12 protein-coding genes are annotated in these 14,649 nt (G+C 63.8%); 8 read left to right on the top strand and 4 right to left on the bottom strand.

Annotated elements, in window-relative coordinates; genetic code table 11:
- Positions 1 to 47 precede the first annotated feature (47 nt).
- From OXR00_RS09695 to OXR00_RS09685, 3 genes are read left to right on the top strand one after another with little or no spacing between them, the layout of a single operon-like run.
- The gene (locus OXR00_RS09695) at positions 48 to 3,029 is read left to right on the top strand and encodes an isoleucine--tRNA ligase (RefSeq protein ID WP_267388046.1); all 2,982 of its coding nucleotides are present in this window, start codon (positions 48 to 50) and stop codon (positions 3,027 to 3,029) included.
- Positions 3,026 to 3,559: a signal peptidase II gene (lspA, locus tag OXR00_RS09690; protein WP_267388045.1), complete on the top strand. Its 534-nt coding sequence runs from the start codon at positions 3,026 to 3,028 to the stop codon at positions 3,557 to 3,559. The genes OXR00_RS09695 and lspA overlap by 4 nt, the downstream gene beginning before the upstream one ends.
- Entirely contained in the window at positions 3,552 to 3,971 is a 420-nt protein-coding gene (locus tag OXR00_RS09685) for a DUF3035 domain-containing protein (RefSeq protein WP_267388044.1), read from the top strand. Before lspA ends, OXR00_RS09685 begins: the two co-directional genes overlap by 8 nt.
- Before the next feature lie 81 nt (positions 3,972 to 4,052).
- On the opposite strand, the gene OXR00_RS09680 is transcribed toward OXR00_RS09685, so the two are convergent.
- From OXR00_RS09680 to sseA, 3 genes are all read right to left on the bottom strand, one after another.
- Positions 4,053 to 4,814: a TorF family putative porin gene (locus tag OXR00_RS09680; protein ID WP_267388043.1), complete on the bottom strand. Its 762-nt coding sequence runs from the start codon at positions 4,812 to 4,814 to the stop codon at positions 4,053 to 4,055.
- A 181-nt stretch (positions 4,815 to 4,995) separates the two neighbouring features.
- The gene (gene metC / locus OXR00_RS09675; RefSeq protein ID WP_267388042.1) at positions 4,996 to 6,207 is read right to left on the bottom strand and encodes a cystathionine beta-lyase; all 1,212 of its coding nucleotides are present in this window, start codon (positions 6,205 to 6,207) and stop codon (positions 4,996 to 4,998) included.
- The gene (sseA, locus tag OXR00_RS09670) at positions 6,204 to 7,046 is read right to left on the bottom strand and encodes a 3-mercaptopyruvate sulfurtransferase (RefSeq protein WP_267388041.1); all 843 of its coding nucleotides are present in this window, start codon (positions 7,044 to 7,046) and stop codon (positions 6,204 to 6,206) included. The genes metC and sseA overlap by 4 nt, the downstream gene beginning before the upstream one ends.
- Before the next feature lie 78 nt (positions 7,047 to 7,124).
- On the opposite strand from sseA, the gene queF reads away from it, so the two are divergent.
- The 5 genes from queF (at position 7,125) to map (ending at position 12,512) form a co-directional block, all read left to right on the top strand.
- A complete protein-coding gene (gene queF, locus OXR00_RS09665; protein ID WP_267388040.1) occupies positions 7,125 to 7,592 on the top strand; it encodes a preQ(1) synthase in 468 nt (155 codons plus the stop codon).
- Positions 7,593 to 7,735: 143 nt separating this feature from the next.
- Positions 7,736 to 10,009 (top strand): glycosyltransferase family 4 protein, encoded by a 2,274-nt coding sequence (locus OXR00_RS09660; RefSeq protein ID WP_267388039.1) that lies wholly within the window; start codon positions 7,736 to 7,738, stop codon positions 10,007 to 10,009.
- Positions 10,010 to 10,054: 45 nt separating this feature from the next.
- Entirely contained in the window at positions 10,055 to 11,338 is a 1,284-nt protein-coding gene (locus tag OXR00_RS09655; protein ID WP_242149741.1) for a glycoside hydrolase family 130 protein, read from the top strand.
- A gap of 189 nt (positions 11,339 to 11,527) precedes the next feature.
- Positions 11,528 to 11,731: a ParD-like family protein gene (locus OXR00_RS09650; protein WP_267388197.1), complete on the top strand. Its 204-nt coding sequence runs from the start codon at positions 11,528 to 11,530 to the stop codon at positions 11,729 to 11,731.
- 1 nt (position 11,732) lies between these two features.
- Positions 11,733 to 12,512, top strand: a complete 780-nt coding sequence (map, locus tag OXR00_RS09645) for a type I methionyl aminopeptidase (RefSeq protein ID WP_267388038.1) — start codon at positions 11,733 to 11,735, stop codon at positions 12,510 to 12,512.
- A 2-nt stretch (positions 12,513 to 12,514) separates the two neighbouring features.
- Here map and OXR00_RS09640 read toward each other — a convergent pair whose 3' ends face one another.
- Complete coding sequence (locus OXR00_RS09640) at positions 12,515 to 14,461, bottom strand: oligopeptide transporter, OPT family (RefSeq protein ID WP_267388037.1); 1,947 nt, start codon at positions 14,459 to 14,461, stop codon at positions 12,515 to 12,517.
- Between the last annotated feature and the right edge of the window lie 188 nt (positions 14,462 to 14,649).

The following is a 14,649-nucleotide window of genomic DNA, read 5'->3' as shown; positions in this document are numbered from 1 at the left end:
GCAGGGGGCTTTATAGTGGCGCGCCGCTCGGCTAAGGCCACCGCTTCATGACCGATACGACCGCCCCCGATAGCCCGCGCGACTGGCGCGACACCGTCTTCCTGCCGAAGACCGACTTCCCGATGAAGGCCGGCCTCGCCGCCAAGGAACCTGCGATTCTCGCACGGTGGGAGAAGCTCGGCCTGTACGATCGCCTGCGCGAGCAGCGCGCTGGGCGCGAGCGCTTCATCCTCCACGACGGCCCACCCTATGCGAATGGCGACATTCACATGGGCCATGCGATGAACAAGGTGCTGAAGGACATCATCGTCCGCAGCCAGTCGCTGATGAGCAAGGACGCGCCCTACGTGCCGGGTTGGGATTGCCACGGCCTGCCGATCGAATGGAAGGTCGAGGAGGCGTACCGCGCCAAGAAGCTCGACAAGGATCAGGTGCCGGTCGCACAGTTCCGGGCCGAATGCCGCGCCTATGCCGAGAAGTGGGTGGCGGTGCAGCGCACCGAGTTCGAACGGCTCGGCGTGATGGGCGATTGGACCGACCCGTATCTGACCATGAAGTATGAGGCGGAAGCGTCGATCGTCGGCGAACTGCTCAAGTTCGCGGAAAGCGGCCAGCTTTATCGCGGCGCCAAGCCGGTGATGTGGTCGCCTGTGGAAAAGACCGCGCTTGCCGAAGCCGAAGTCGAATATGAGGACGTGGTATCGACGCAGATCGACGTCGCGTTCGAAATCACCGAGGCGCCGAATGCGCCCGAACTGGTCGGCGCGCATGCGGTGATCTGGACGACGACACCGTGGACGATCCCGGTCAATCAGGCTTTGGCGTATGGGCCGGAGATCGAATATCTGCTGGTCCGCTTCGACGACATGGTCGGTGGCCCGCGCACGTTGCTGGTCGCGCATGATCTGCTGGAGAGCTTCGGCGCACGCATCGGCCATCCGGTCATCGTCAAGATCGGCGATGCAGCGGGGACCGTCACCGCGCTGATGTCGGTGCGTGGATCGCAGCTGGAGGGCGCCGTTGCCCGCCACCCGATGCACGAACTCGGCGGGTTCTTCGCCAAGCCACGCCCGTTCCTCGCCGGTGATTTCGTCACCACCGACGCCGGCACCGGGCTCGTCCACATGTCGCCCGACCACGGCGAGGACGATTTCCTGCTGTGCAAGGCGAACGGCATCGATCCTGTGTTCGCAGTCGATGGCGCGGGCATGTACCGCGCCGACTGGCTGTGGCTGGGCGGGCAGGGCAGCGTCATCAACAAGAAGTTCGTCAGCGCGGAAGGGCCGATCTGCACCGACTTGCGCGCGGTCGACGCACTGATCGCGGCAAGCGACGACTTCGCGCATTCCTACCCGCATAGCTGGCGGTCGAAGGCCAAGGTGATCTTCCGCGCGACGCCGCAGTGGTTCATCCCGATGGACCGTAGCGCGAACAGCGACTATCCGGGGGATGGTCGCAGCGCGGAGGTTGGCTCGCGGAGCGAGCCGTGGGCCGCGAACAGCGAACGCCCGGGGGCCGTTCGCAGCGGGTTGATCGGCGAGCAAAGCGAGCCGTCGGCCACGAGCGCAGGTGCCTCGACTTCGCTCGGCGCGAATGGTGGGGGGAACGGCGCCACGCTCCGCGAAGTCGCGCTCGACGCGATCGAGCAGACCCGCTGGGTGCCTGAGCGCGCCAAAAACCGCATCAACGCGATGGTGTCGCAGCGCCCCGACTGGGTGATCTCGCGCCAGCGTGCGTGGGGCGTGCCGATCGCGCTCTACGTCCACCGCCAGAGCGGGGACTATCTGCGCGACCCGGCGGTCAACGCCCGCATCCGCGAGGCGTTCACCGCCGGCGGTGCTGACGCGTGGTTCTCCGCCGATCATCAGGCACTGCTCGGCCCCGATTATGCGGTGGCGGATTACGAGATCGTCACCGATATTCTCGACGTATGGTTCGATAGCGGCTCGACGCACGCCTTCGTGATCGAGGCACGCTACGGCGAAGGTACGCGCGCCAACCTCTACCTCGAAGGATCGGACCAGCATCGCGGCTGGTTCCAGTCGTCGCTGCTGGAAAGCTGCGGCACGCGCGGGCGCGCCCCGTATGACGCGGTGCTGACCCATGGCTTCGCGCTCGACGGCAACGGGCGGAAGATGTCGAAGAGCCTCGGCAACGTGGTCGATCCGTTGAAGGTGATCGGGGAAAGCGGCGCGGACATCCTGCGCATGTGGGTCGCCTCGGTCGATTATTTTGAGGACGTGCGGATCGGCAAGGAGGTGCTCACCACCACTTCCGACGCATATCGCAAGCTGCGCAACACCTTCCGCTATCTGCTCGGCGCGCTCGACGGGTTCAGCGATGCCGAAAAGGTCTCGCCGGCCGACATGCCTGAGCTGGAACGCTACGTGCTCCACCTGCTCGGTAACCTCGACCGCGATCTCAAGGCGGCGGCGGAAGCGTTTGAGTTCAATCGTTATCTGCGATTGCTCACCGACTTCGCCAACGAGGATCTGTCGGCGTTCTACTTCGATATCCGCAAGGATTCGCTGTATTGCGACGCGCCGAGCGATCTCAAGCGTCGCGCCGCGCGCACCATGTTCGATCTGCTGTTCCACGCGCTGGTGCGCTATGCCGCACCGATCCTGTGCTTCACCGCCGAGGAAGTATGGCAGGCGCGCTTTCCGAGCGAGGATGGCTCGGTGCATTTCCTGGAGTGGCCGGACGTGCCGGCCACGTCGGGTGACGATGGCGTGTCGACGGTGTGGGCGGGAGTGCGGGCATTGCGCGCGCAGGTGACCGAGGCGATCGAGCCGTTGCGGCGCGAGAAGGTGGTACGTTCCAGCCTTGAGGCCGAAGTGACGGTGCCGGTGCTGCCGGTCGCGCCGGAGGCGCTGGCGGAGGCGTTCATCGTCGCCAATGTCTCGCAGGGTGACGGCATCGCAGTGACGCGCACCGAGTATCACAAATGCGGTCGCTGCTGGCGGTTGCTCCCCGAGGTGACGCAGGATCTCGACCTGTGTGACCGCTGCGAAAGCGTTGTGGCATGAGCCGGCTGCCCGCCGCCGGCTTCGCTGCCGCCGCGCTGCTGTTCGTCGCCGATCAGGCCTCGAAATACGGCATCACGCAGGTGCTGCGGCTTGACGATCTGACCGCCGCGCGTGAGATCACGCCGTTCTTCAACCTACAATTCGTCGCCAATCACGGCGTTTCGCTCGGGCTGCTGCACGCGAGCAACGACACGTCGCGCTGGCTGCTGGTGGCGATGACCGGGCTGATCGCGCTTGGTGTGCTGGTGTGGATGCTGCGCGAACCCAAGCGGATCGAGCAGATCGCGCTTGGTTGTGTGTTGGGCGGCGCGCTCGGCAATATCCTCGATCGGGTGCGGCTCGGCTATGTGGTCGATTTCGCCGATTTCCATATCGGCACGTGGCAACCGTTTTTGGTCTTCAATGTCGCCGATGCCGCGATTACGGTGGGGGTGCTCGTCTTGTTCGTCCGCGCGCTTCTGGTACGCGACAAGCCCAGGGGCGAACGACATGCGGCACAAGATTCTGTGGAGACTTCTGGCAATGCGTAAACTGGTTTGTGTCGCGGGCGTATCGGGCGTCGCGCTGTTGGTGGGCGGATGCGCCGCGCATTCGCGGCTGGGTAGCCCCGGCGGTCCGGACGAGTTCGCGGTCGCGCGTCAGGCGCCGCTGGTAATCCCGCCCGATTTCTCGCTTGCTCCGCCAAAGCCCGGTGCCGCACGCGCGAACGACGTCAGCCCCAACGCGCAGGCGCTCGACGCGCTATTCGGCGGGTCGGCGCCGCGTAGCGCGGGCGAGAGCGCAACGCTCTCGGCAGCGGGCGCGGATAGCGACGACGCGGGCATCCGTTCCTCGGTCGACGATCCCGCAACCAACGTGGTCGATAAGGGTGCGTCGACCCGCGACGTGGTCGCCGCTCCAGAAGGTGACGGTCAAAGCGCCCGCGTAACACAGGCCAAGTGAACTGCCGGCTTTCGGGCCGGTCCATCCGACACACAAAAAAGGGAGCGGCGAACCGCTCCCTTTTTCTTTGTCTTGCGTGGTTTAGAACGCCGCGCCGAGCGACACCACGACACCGCCCTTGGAGATGTTCCGCGTCTCGCCGTGCTGATCGGTAATGAACGAATTTTTGTTGGTATCCACATAGCTCAGGCCGAGCGTCAGATGGTTCCAGGTGTAGCTGCCGCCCAGTCCCCAGTCAGTGTAATTGTCTCCGATCGACAGATAGCTCGGCCCAAAGGTGTGGCCGAGGTGCGCGGTGAAGCCGAACGGCGTGTTCGGCACCGCAAGCGCAGCATCGCCGGCGAGATAGACGTTGCTTTCCGAACCGTTGCCGACGCTCAGCGCCTTCTGCTTCGGCGCATAGTTGACCGTCACCTTGCCGTTGACCGGGCCGAACTGCTTCGAGATGTCGAAGTACGGCTCGACGAAGTCGGTGTTGGCGTGGCCGCCACCGGGATAGTAATAATAGAGCACACCGCCATCGAGCTTGATGCCGTTGATCGTCTTTGAATAACCCGCAATCAGATCAACTTCCTGATCGCTGCCGTTCGCGATGTAATCGTCGATCGTCGAACCCCAGACGGTGGCGTACAGACCCGATTCGTGCGCGATGGTAAACGTACCCTGCAGCGCAACCTTCTTGTCAGTCTGCGAAATGCCGCGGAAGCGATAGTCGGAGATCAACGTTGCGCCACCGCTGACCGTGAAGGCGGGCGGTGGTGCCGTCGGTGCATCGTCCGCAAACGCGGGCGTGGCGGAGGCGGCGAGCAACAGCGCGCCGAGCGAGAGTGTGGAGAAGCGCATCGTTTCCCTTTCGAAATGCGTCGTCCCCGCCTGCTTCCGAATGCATGTGCGTCTGTAAGGGCGAACCCTCCGCGCAACTTGCCTTTGGAAGCCGTAACTTGAGCCTGCTTATGGTGCAGTACAACAAAATTTTGCTGATCTGTGTCCGGTTTGTTGCTGATGTGGCACGCGCGCCACACGGCTACGGGTGCATAATCGTCCGGAACCGCGCGAGGCCGGCTTCGAGATCGGCGATCAGGTCGTCGGCATCCTCGAGTCCGATCTGAAGGCGGATCATCGGCCCGGCGTCATCGCGGCGCGTTGCGGTGCGGTGGCGGGCCGGGTCGATCGGGAGCGCCAGGCTCTCGAACCCGCCCCAACTGTAGCCGATCCCAAAATGCTCCAGCCCATCGATCAGCGCGGCACGCGCCGCCTCCCACTTTTCCTTCGCGCCGCCGTTGAGCACGAACGAGAAAAGGCCGGATGCGCCCAGAAAATCGCGTGCGAAGATCTCGTGCCCCGGGCAGGACGGTAGCGCCGGGTGCAGCACGCGCTCCACCTCCGGCTGCTCGGCGAGCCACCGTGCGATTTGAAGTGCGCTGTCTTGATGCTGGCGCAGCCGCACCGCCATCGTCCGCAGCCCCCGCGAACCGAGCCAGGCATCGTCCGGGCTGGCGACTTGTCCCAACTGGAAGCTGGTATCACGCAGTTGCATGAAATGGCCGGGCGCGGCCGTCACCGATCCGAGCATTACGTCCGAATGGCCGACGATATATTTCGTGCAGGCGAGAATTGAAAGATCGACGCCGTGCTGCATCGCCGGGAACAGCAGCGGCGTTGCCCAGGTGTTGTCGAGCAAGGTCGTAACACCGCGCGCCTTTGCGGCTGCGCAGATTGCGGGCACATCCTGCACCTCGAACGTGAGGCTGCCGGGGCTCTCCATCAGGATCGCGCGCGTGTTCGGCCCGATCAGGTCGGCAATACCGGCGCCGATCAGCGGATCGTAGCAGCGCGTGGTGATGCCCATTCGCTTGAGCAAACCGTTGGCGATGCCGCGCGATGGATCATAGGCGCTATCGACCAGCAGCAGTTCTTCGCCGGGTGAGAGGACCGACAATAACGCCGCCGCGATCGCCGCCACGCCGGAAGGGTAGAGAAACGTCCCCTCCGCTCCGGGTTCCAGTTCGGTCAGCGCGTCGGCGAGGCTCCACTGCGTCGGAGTGCCGCGCCGACCGTAGAACAAACGATGGTGCGTATCGGCCGCGCCGGAAGCGCGCAGGTCGGCGACGCTGTCGTACAGGATTGTGGAGGCACGCCAGACCGGCGTGTTGACGATGCCCTGCGTCCATTCCTTTCGCCGGCCTGCGGCGACAACCCGCGTCGAAGTGCCTTTGCCGCGTGGCTCGCCGCTCATGCGATCGCTCCGGTTGCCTTGGGCGTGGATGGGTCGGCGCCCCATTCGGACCAACTGCCATCGTATAGCGCTGTTTCCACGCCAAGCAGGTGCGCGCCGAACGCCAGCACCGCCGCCGTGATTCCCGACCCGCAGGTGGTGACGATCGGCCGAGAGAGGTCGACGCCGGAATTTTCAAATGCGGTGCGCAGGTTGGCGCGGCTCTTCCAGGTCCCGTCCGGGTTGAACAACGTCGCATAATGCAGGTGTTTCGCGCCCGGGATATGCCCGCTCGCCACACCGGGCCGGGTTTCAGGCTCCTCGCCGGAGAAGCGCGCGGCAGAGCGCGCATCGAGCACCTGTTCCGCGCCGCCGACCAGCGTCTCGCGCATGTCGGCAATCGTGCGCACGTCGCCGCGAGGCGACAGGCAGCTCGGCGTGGCCGGCAGGGGAGCGGCATCGCCGCTTTCTGTAACACGGTGCTCCGCCTGCCACTTGGCTAGACCACCGTCGAGTATCGCAACCTCCTCAAACCCGAAATGGCGCAGCATCCACCATGCCCGTGCGGAGGAGTGGATCGGCGAGGCGTCGTAGATCACCACCCGCGCGGTCGCGCCGATGCCTAGCGCCTGCATCGCCTGCGTGAACGCGTCGGTTGATGGTAGCATGGTCGGGTAGGGGCTGGCGGTATCGGCGACGGTCTTGAGGTTGAGGAACACTGCACCCGGGATATGTGCATCTGCGAACTCGGTTGCTGCATCCCGGCCATGCTCAGGCAGGAAATAGCTTGCATCGACGATGCGAAGATCGGCGGCGCCCAATTCGGCGGCGAGCCACTCGGTCGATACCAGCGAATCCATGTTCATTTCCCGTATGGCCTCTGCTCGCCTACCTAATCCCGCAGGTTGTGCACGTCGAGCGCAGTGGCGAACCACGACATGCATCGCTACATGCGCGGCATGACACCAAAGTATCTTGGCCAAACCAGCGCGTTCCCCGTCTCTCCGGAGGAAGCGGTGCTCGACTACGTTCCCAACCCACGGCGCGGGCGTCCGTATCTGGTGCGGTTTACCGCGCCGGAGTTCACCTCCCTGTGCCCGGTGACCGCCCAGCCGGATTTTGCACACCTCGTGCTGGATTATGCGCCGGGTGAGATGATCGTCGAGTCGAAGTCGCTCAAGCTTTTCCTCGGCAGCTTCCGCAACCATCAGGCATTTCACGAGGATTGCACGGTCGGCATCGGCGAGCGGCTGTTTGCGGAGATGAAGCCATTGTGGTTGCGGATCGGTGGCTACTGGTATCCGCGCGGCGGTATGCCGATCGACGTCTTCTGGCAATCTGGCTCGCCGCCGGATGGCTTGTGGCTGCCGTCGCAGGACGTTCCCGGCTATCGCGGCCGGGGCTGAATGCTGCATCCGCGTGCGCACCTGATCGCGATTGAGGGATTTGCTTCGTTGCGGTGCAACATTCTTGCAACTTATTCGAAAGCAGTTTGTTTGTTGGGGAGACACGTCGGGGCATTTAGCCTCGGTCCACAGGATGTCCCTTGATGACGCGAGCAGCAGAACCGCTTTCTTCGATTGACCACATTGCGCTGATTGGGAATTTCCTGCCGCGCAAGTGCGGTCTTGCGACCTTCACGACGGATACGTTCACCGCGCTGAAGGGGCGCTTCCCCGATCTCAAGATCGACGTGTACGCCATGGACGATCATCCGGGCCGTTACTTTTATCCGCCCGAAGTCACTATGAGCATCCCGCAGCACGATCGTATCGCCTATTCGGAGGCGGCGCGCGCGATCGAGCATAGTGGCGCGCAGGCGCTCTGGGTCCAGCACGAATATGGCATCTACGGCGGCTCGGCCGGCGAGCATCTGCTTGCGCTGCTCGACCGGGTGACGATCCCAGTAATTGTGACGCTTCATACCATCCTCGAAAAACCCAGCGCTGAAGAGCGCCGCGTAATGGAAGGTCTGCTGCGTCGCGCCGCCAAGGTGGTGGTCATGGCGGATCGTGGCAGCGAGATCCTCGAGCGGGTCTATGGTGCCAGTGCGCGATCGATCGTGATGATCCCGCATGGCGTCCCGGATCGCGACTTCGTCGATCCCGATACGCTGAAGGCTCAGTTCGGCTGGCAGGGCAAGAAGGTGATCTTCACCTTCGGGCTGCTCGCCCCCAACAAGGGCATCGAGACCATCATAGACGCGATGCCGGCGATCACCGCGCGCCATCCTGACGCCTATTATGTTGTTCTCGGGGCGACCCATCCAAATCTCGTTGCGCATGAGGGCGAGGTCTACCGTGATCGTCTCAAAGCGCTGGCATCCGAACATGGCGTCGGCGAGCAAGTCGCTTTCATCGACGAATTTGTCGAGCATAATGATCTGATCAATTACCTGCAGGCCGCCGATATCTACGCAACGCCCTACAGCAATCCGGCGCAGATCACCTCGGGTACGCTTTCCTACGCCGTTGGTGTGGGCAAAGCGGTTGTGTCGACGCCTTACGTCCACGCGACCGAGATCCTTTCGGACGGGCACGGCGTCCTGGTCGACTTCGGGGACAGCGCGGCGTTCGCGCGTGAAATCAACGCACTGCTCGACAGCGAACGTAATCGCACCCGCCTTTCGCAGCGTGCGTACGAACGTGGCCGCACGATGATCTGGCCGCGCCTTGCCGAACGCGCGATGCGGGAGATTGCCCATATCATCGCCACGCAGCCACGCCGTATCGCGGGTCCGTCGCCGTCGACGGCGTCTCTTGATCCGGACTTTTCTGCGGTAGAGCGGATGAGCGACTCCACCGGCATGTTCCAGCACGCGATCTTCTCGGTGCCGGACCGCCGTCACGGCTATTGCATCGATGACAATGCGCGCGCGCTGATCCTTGCCTGCAAGATGGAAACGCTTGCTGACGACCTGCGCGACAAGTGGATGACGACCTACGAATCGTTCTTGCAATATGCCTGGAACCCCGAGGCACGTCGTTTCCGCAACTTCATGCGGTTTGATCGAACCTGGTGCGAGGATGTCGGCTCCGAGGACTCCAACGGCCGGACGATCTGGGCGTTCGGCGTAACTGCACGGGATGCCCGCCAAGCCAAGCACCGCGATTGGGCGGTGGCGATGTTCGACATGACGGCGAGCCTCGCCTTCGAGCTTGGCAGCCCACGTGCCCATGGTTTCGCGATGCTTGGCGCGGCCGCAATCCTGGAGGCGTTCCCCGGCCATGCGCTTGCGCGTAGCATATTGACGCGCTTTTCGGCCGACCTGCTCGCCCTTCTCGAAGAGGCACGACGCCCCGAATGGGAATGGTTTGAGATCGTGCTGGCTTATGACAATGCCCGTCTCCCGGAAGCGCTGCTCCGCGCCGGCAAGGCGCTGGGCCGCGATGACCTGATCGCGTGCGGCACCAGGACGCTGGATTGGATCATCGGGCAGCAGACGTCACCCGAGGGCCGTTTCCGCGCTGTCGGCAGCGAGAGTTTCAACCGCCCGTTCCAGGCGCCGCTGCCATACGACCAGCAACCGCTCGAAGCGCAGGCGACGATCGAGGCCTGTGAAGCAGCATTTGAAGCGACCGGTGAACGGCGGTGGATCGATGAGGCCATGAAGGCTTATCATTGGTATCTCGGTCTCAACGATCTCGATCTTCCGCTTGCCACAGTGCATGATGGGGGCTGTTTCGACGGACTGATGCCGAGCGGATTGAACCGTAACCAAGGTGCGGAGTCGATTTTGGCGCTGCAACTCGCATCATGTGCGATTTCGGGGCTTTCAAAGCAGGTCGAAAGCGTGGCAGGGCCGGATCGCGCCGTTGCGTAGCCTCGCTCGTGACGTCGCGTAGCAGACTGTTGGCGAGGCGACGACGTGATAGACCTGTTCCACCATGCTCTGCGGCTCCACGCAGATCCTTCCCGCGTGGTCGTGCGTCCGTTCCATCTTGCCTGGGCGGCAAGCGGGAAGGGACCGAGCCGTACCGAACGCATCGTTAACGCCGTAATGGCGCTTAACACTGCCGAAACGCGTGCGGAACTGGAGATCGTGCTAAAGGATTTCGAGGCGCGTCATTGGCAGACGCGCCGCGTCTTCATGACGCGCTATGACGAAATCGCGGCCATGATGGGCCTCGACGGTACCTATATCGGTGATGAGAAACGTCAGTTGATCGGCGCGTATTTCTGCCACGAATACAGCTATGCCGCAGCCGCGCTGATGAACCCCAGTGCGGTGCCGCATTTCGACCAGACCGGCATGCCGCCGGGTTCGCAACGCATCCTGATGAGCCTGCGTGCGGTGGGTGAGGGGCACATCTCCTCCGTGGCGTTCCGCGAAGGTATCATCACCGATAACAATGAACTGAAACTCGCACCCGAACCGCCTTTCGCGACGGCGACCGACATGATCGACGTCGACGAGGAAACGGTGCCGGAAGGCCCGGTGACGGTTTACCGCCACCGTGACTCCACACTGTCGGGTACGGTGATCTTCCCGATGACCGATGCCCAGTCGAAAGGGCTTGAGGATCTGCGCCTCGTGCATTTCCAGCATGATGACGGTGCGTGGGAGTGGCTGGGGACCTACACCGCCTATAACGGCTCGACGATTCAGTCCGAACTGCTCCGCACGCGCGATTTCCGGGCGTTCGATCTGGTGCCGATGAGCGGCCCTGCCGCACGTAACAAGGGCATGGCGCTGTTCCCGCGCAAGGTGAACGGCCAGTATATGATGATCGGCCGGCAGGACGGCGAAAACCTGTTTCTGCTCAAATCGGATACGCTGACACATTGGGACGAAGGCGAACTGCTGCTCACGCCTGAACTACCGTGGGAACTGGTGCAGATCGGCAATTGCGGTCCGCCGATCGAGATCGACGAGGGCTGGCTGCTGCTCACTCACGGCGTCGGCGCGATGCGGAAATATTCGATCGGCGCGGTCCTGCTCGACAAGGACGATCCCTCCAAGGTGCTTGGCCGGACGCAGGAGCCGATCCTCGCCGCTGCCGATCAGGACCGTGAGGGTTATGTGCCCAACGTCGTCTACACCTGCGGCGCGCTGAAGCATGGTGACAAGCTGTTCGTGCCTTACGGCGTGGCGGATAGCTCGGTTGCGTTCGCGTTCATCCCGATTTCGAGCCTCCTCGCGGCGATGTGACGTCGCGACCGCGTCGCTCGAACCGTCGTTCTCACCTGTAGCCGGCGAGCGGTGGTGTGTTTTGGCAGCTTGCTGCGCGAGGCAGGCTGTTAGCCTGCATGTTGCACAGTCGCCACGAACGGGTCTGCGTTGACAGGACTATACGAAGCATATACGTTTCGTGTGCTGTTCAACGATAGGAGAAAGCCGGTGGGCATCGTCAAAGTCGCCGACGACCTTCACGAAGAGGCGCGCCGTGCAAGTGCGGTGATGTGCCGCTCGATCAACGCGCAGGCCGAGTTCTGGATGAAGATCGGCATGATGGCCGAAGCGAAACCGACGCTGTCCTTTAACGATATCGTAGCAGCCGAACTTGCGGCCGCGCAGGTGCCGCTGTCCGCCGTCGCCGCCTGAGATGGTGAAGACGGCCGACGAGCTCGCGCTGATGCGCATATCGGGCAAGCTGCTCGCCTCGGTGTTCGAGATGCTCGACACCCAGAACCTCGACGGCCTGTCGACGATGCAGGTCAACGATCTGGTTGATCGCTTCATCACCGTCGATCTCGCCGCGCGGCCGGCGAGCAAGGGACAATATGGCTTCAAATACGTCCTGAACTGTTCGATCAACCATGTCGTGTGCCACGGCGTGCCGGATGCGGAAGAGATCATCCGTGACGGCGAAATTATCAACCTCGACATCACGCTGGAAAAGAACGGCTTCATCGCGGGTTCGAGCAAGACTTATGTGGTCGGCAACGTGCCGCCCGCGACGAAGCGCCTGGTGCGTGTCGCGCAGGAGGCGATGTGGCACGGCATCCGCCAGGTAAGACCCGGCGCGTATCTCGGCGATATCGGCTGCGCGATCGAGCGTCATGCCAAGAAGAACGGCTATTCGGTGGTGCGGGAGTATTGCGGTCACGGTATCGGGCGCGAGATGCACGAGGAGCCGCAGGTGATGAACTTCGGCAAGCCCGGCAGCGGCATGAAACTGCGCGAAGGAATGGTCTTCACGATTGAGCCGATGGTCAATCAGGGCACGCGCAAGGTGTCGACCGAGGAAGACGGCTGGACCGTCGTTACCAACGACCGCAAGCTCTCCGCGCAGTTCGAGCACACCGTCGCGGTGACGGCGAGCGGCGTCGAGGTACTGACGCTGCGCCGCGACGAAACGGCGATGATCGCTCGCGCGACGTAAGGCTAACGCGCCATCGCCATGGTGCGACGGTATAGCAGCGCGGCCAGCGCGATGAACAGCAGGGTGCCCGCCACCAGCGCGGTGCCGGCGAACCCCGGCCCGACTAGCGCGAGCGGTGCGTCGCTGCCGGTCAGGTACACAATGAACGCGAAGGCAACGCCCCACAGGCTTTCACCGACGATCAGACCGGTCGCGGTCAGTGTGCCCATCCTCTCGGCGACTTCGGGATTGGCACTGCGTCGCGCCCAGCGATCGTAGAACCAGCCGACCACCGACCCGGTGACGGTCGGCAGGATCACCGACATCGGCAGATAAATGCCAAGCGCGACGCCCAGCGGCGGCAATCGCAGCAGCTTCAGGCGGCCAAGGCCCTCGTCGAGCACGATCAGCGCCACACCCGCGAGTGCGCCAAAGCCAAGCATCCGCCAGTTCGCATCGCCCGACAGCACCCCCTTGGCCAGCGCGGAGATCAACCCGGCCTGGGGCGCCGCCAACGCATTCGGTCCGGCGCCCGGTGCCCCGACGAAGCCGATGCCGGTGTTGAGCACGTTCAGCACCGGCGGAATGATGAGCGAGCCGAACACCACGCCGATCACCAGCGCGACCTGTTGCTTCCACGGCGTCGCCCCGACGAGTTGCCCGGTCTTGAGATCCTGCAGATTGTCGTTCGAGATCGTCGCCACTCCGAACACGATGCCGGTGACGATCAGCGCATAGGCGATCAGCGCGCGCGTCGTGTCCGCGCCCGGATGCTGCCCGAACAGTCCGACCAGCAGCAGCGCCGAACCGATCGCAGCGAGGATGCCGATGCCAGACACCGGCGAGTTCGACGCCCCGATCAGCCCGGCCATATAACCGCACACCGCTGCGATCATCAGACCGGCAACAAGGATGAACACCAGTGCCCCCGCGATCAGCGCAATGCCTGAGGCGGCCAGTGCGCCACCCGCCAGCACATCCCACAGCAGCCATACAATCGGCAGCAGCGTCAGCACCGCGACTGCGCCGACCCACAGGATCGGCAGGTCCTGCTCCTCCAGCGCCAGCGTCTCGCCGCCCTTGCGCGCCGCGCTTGCGGCTAACGCCGAACGGACGCCGCCGATCACTGGTGCAGCGATCCGCACCAAAGTCCACATCGCAGAAATGCCGATGACGCCTGCCCCGAAGAACCGCACCTGGCTGGAGAAGATCATTCCCACCCATCCTGCCACGTCGCCCGGAACGGGCCGTGCGGCGGTCATCACCGGCATCAGCACGCCCCAACCGATGACGAGGCCGAGCGCCATCGCCGCGCCGACCGAAATGCCGACAAGATGCCCGACGCCGAGCAGCGCGAACGACAGGCTTCCCGAAATGCCGGTCGCACCCGCGCCGACACGGAAGGCGGTGGCGGCGGTATCGGTGATGATCTTGGTCTGTGTGGCGATCGCGAAGCCGGCCGAGGCGATGCTGTTGACGACCAGCACGCGCAACCCGCGCGCGCTTTCCTCGCCGCCCTCGCGCGATCCCGCGCCGATCTCCAGCACCTCGGCTGCGGCGACGCCTTCGGGGTAGGGCAGGTCGGTATCGACCACCAGCGCCCGCCTGAGCGGCACGGAGAACATCACGCCAAGGATGCCGCCGGTCGCGGTGATCAGTGCGGTCTGCACATAGGGGAAGCCCTGCCACCAGCCGATCATCACCAACCCCGGCAGCACGAAGATGATCGCCGACAGCGTGCCGGCGGCACTCGCGATCGTCTGCACGATATTGTTCTCGAGGATCGACCCGCCCGGCAGCAGTCGCAGGATCGCCATCGAGATCACCGCCGCCGGGATCGACGTCGCGAAGGTCAGCCCGACCTTCAGGCCAAGGTAGACGTTGGCCGCAGTGAAGAAGAGCGTGATCAAGCCGCCGAGCAAGATCCCGCGCAGGGTGAGTTCGGCCATTGGTTTGGAGGCAGTCTGCATCGGGGCACCGTGGCACGAACCGATCGGGCGTGCATTATGAAAGTGGCATATCGCCGGTCACGGTATGGAGGCTGGCGCGAGGGATTGGTACGCGTTTCCGTCGCAGTCGAATGGAGGTACCGCCGTTAGGGGCGCAAACACATGTTTGGCATGCGGCTCGCTAAATTGGCGCGAGCATCGGCCCCTTT

Origin of the sequence: Sphingomonas sp. GC_Shp_3 (genome assembly GCF_026540945.1) — a bacterium.
GTDB lineage: Bacteria > Pseudomonadota > Alphaproteobacteria > Sphingomonadales > Sphingomonadaceae > Sphingomonas.
This window is presented reverse-complemented; position numbering and strand designations above follow the sequence as displayed.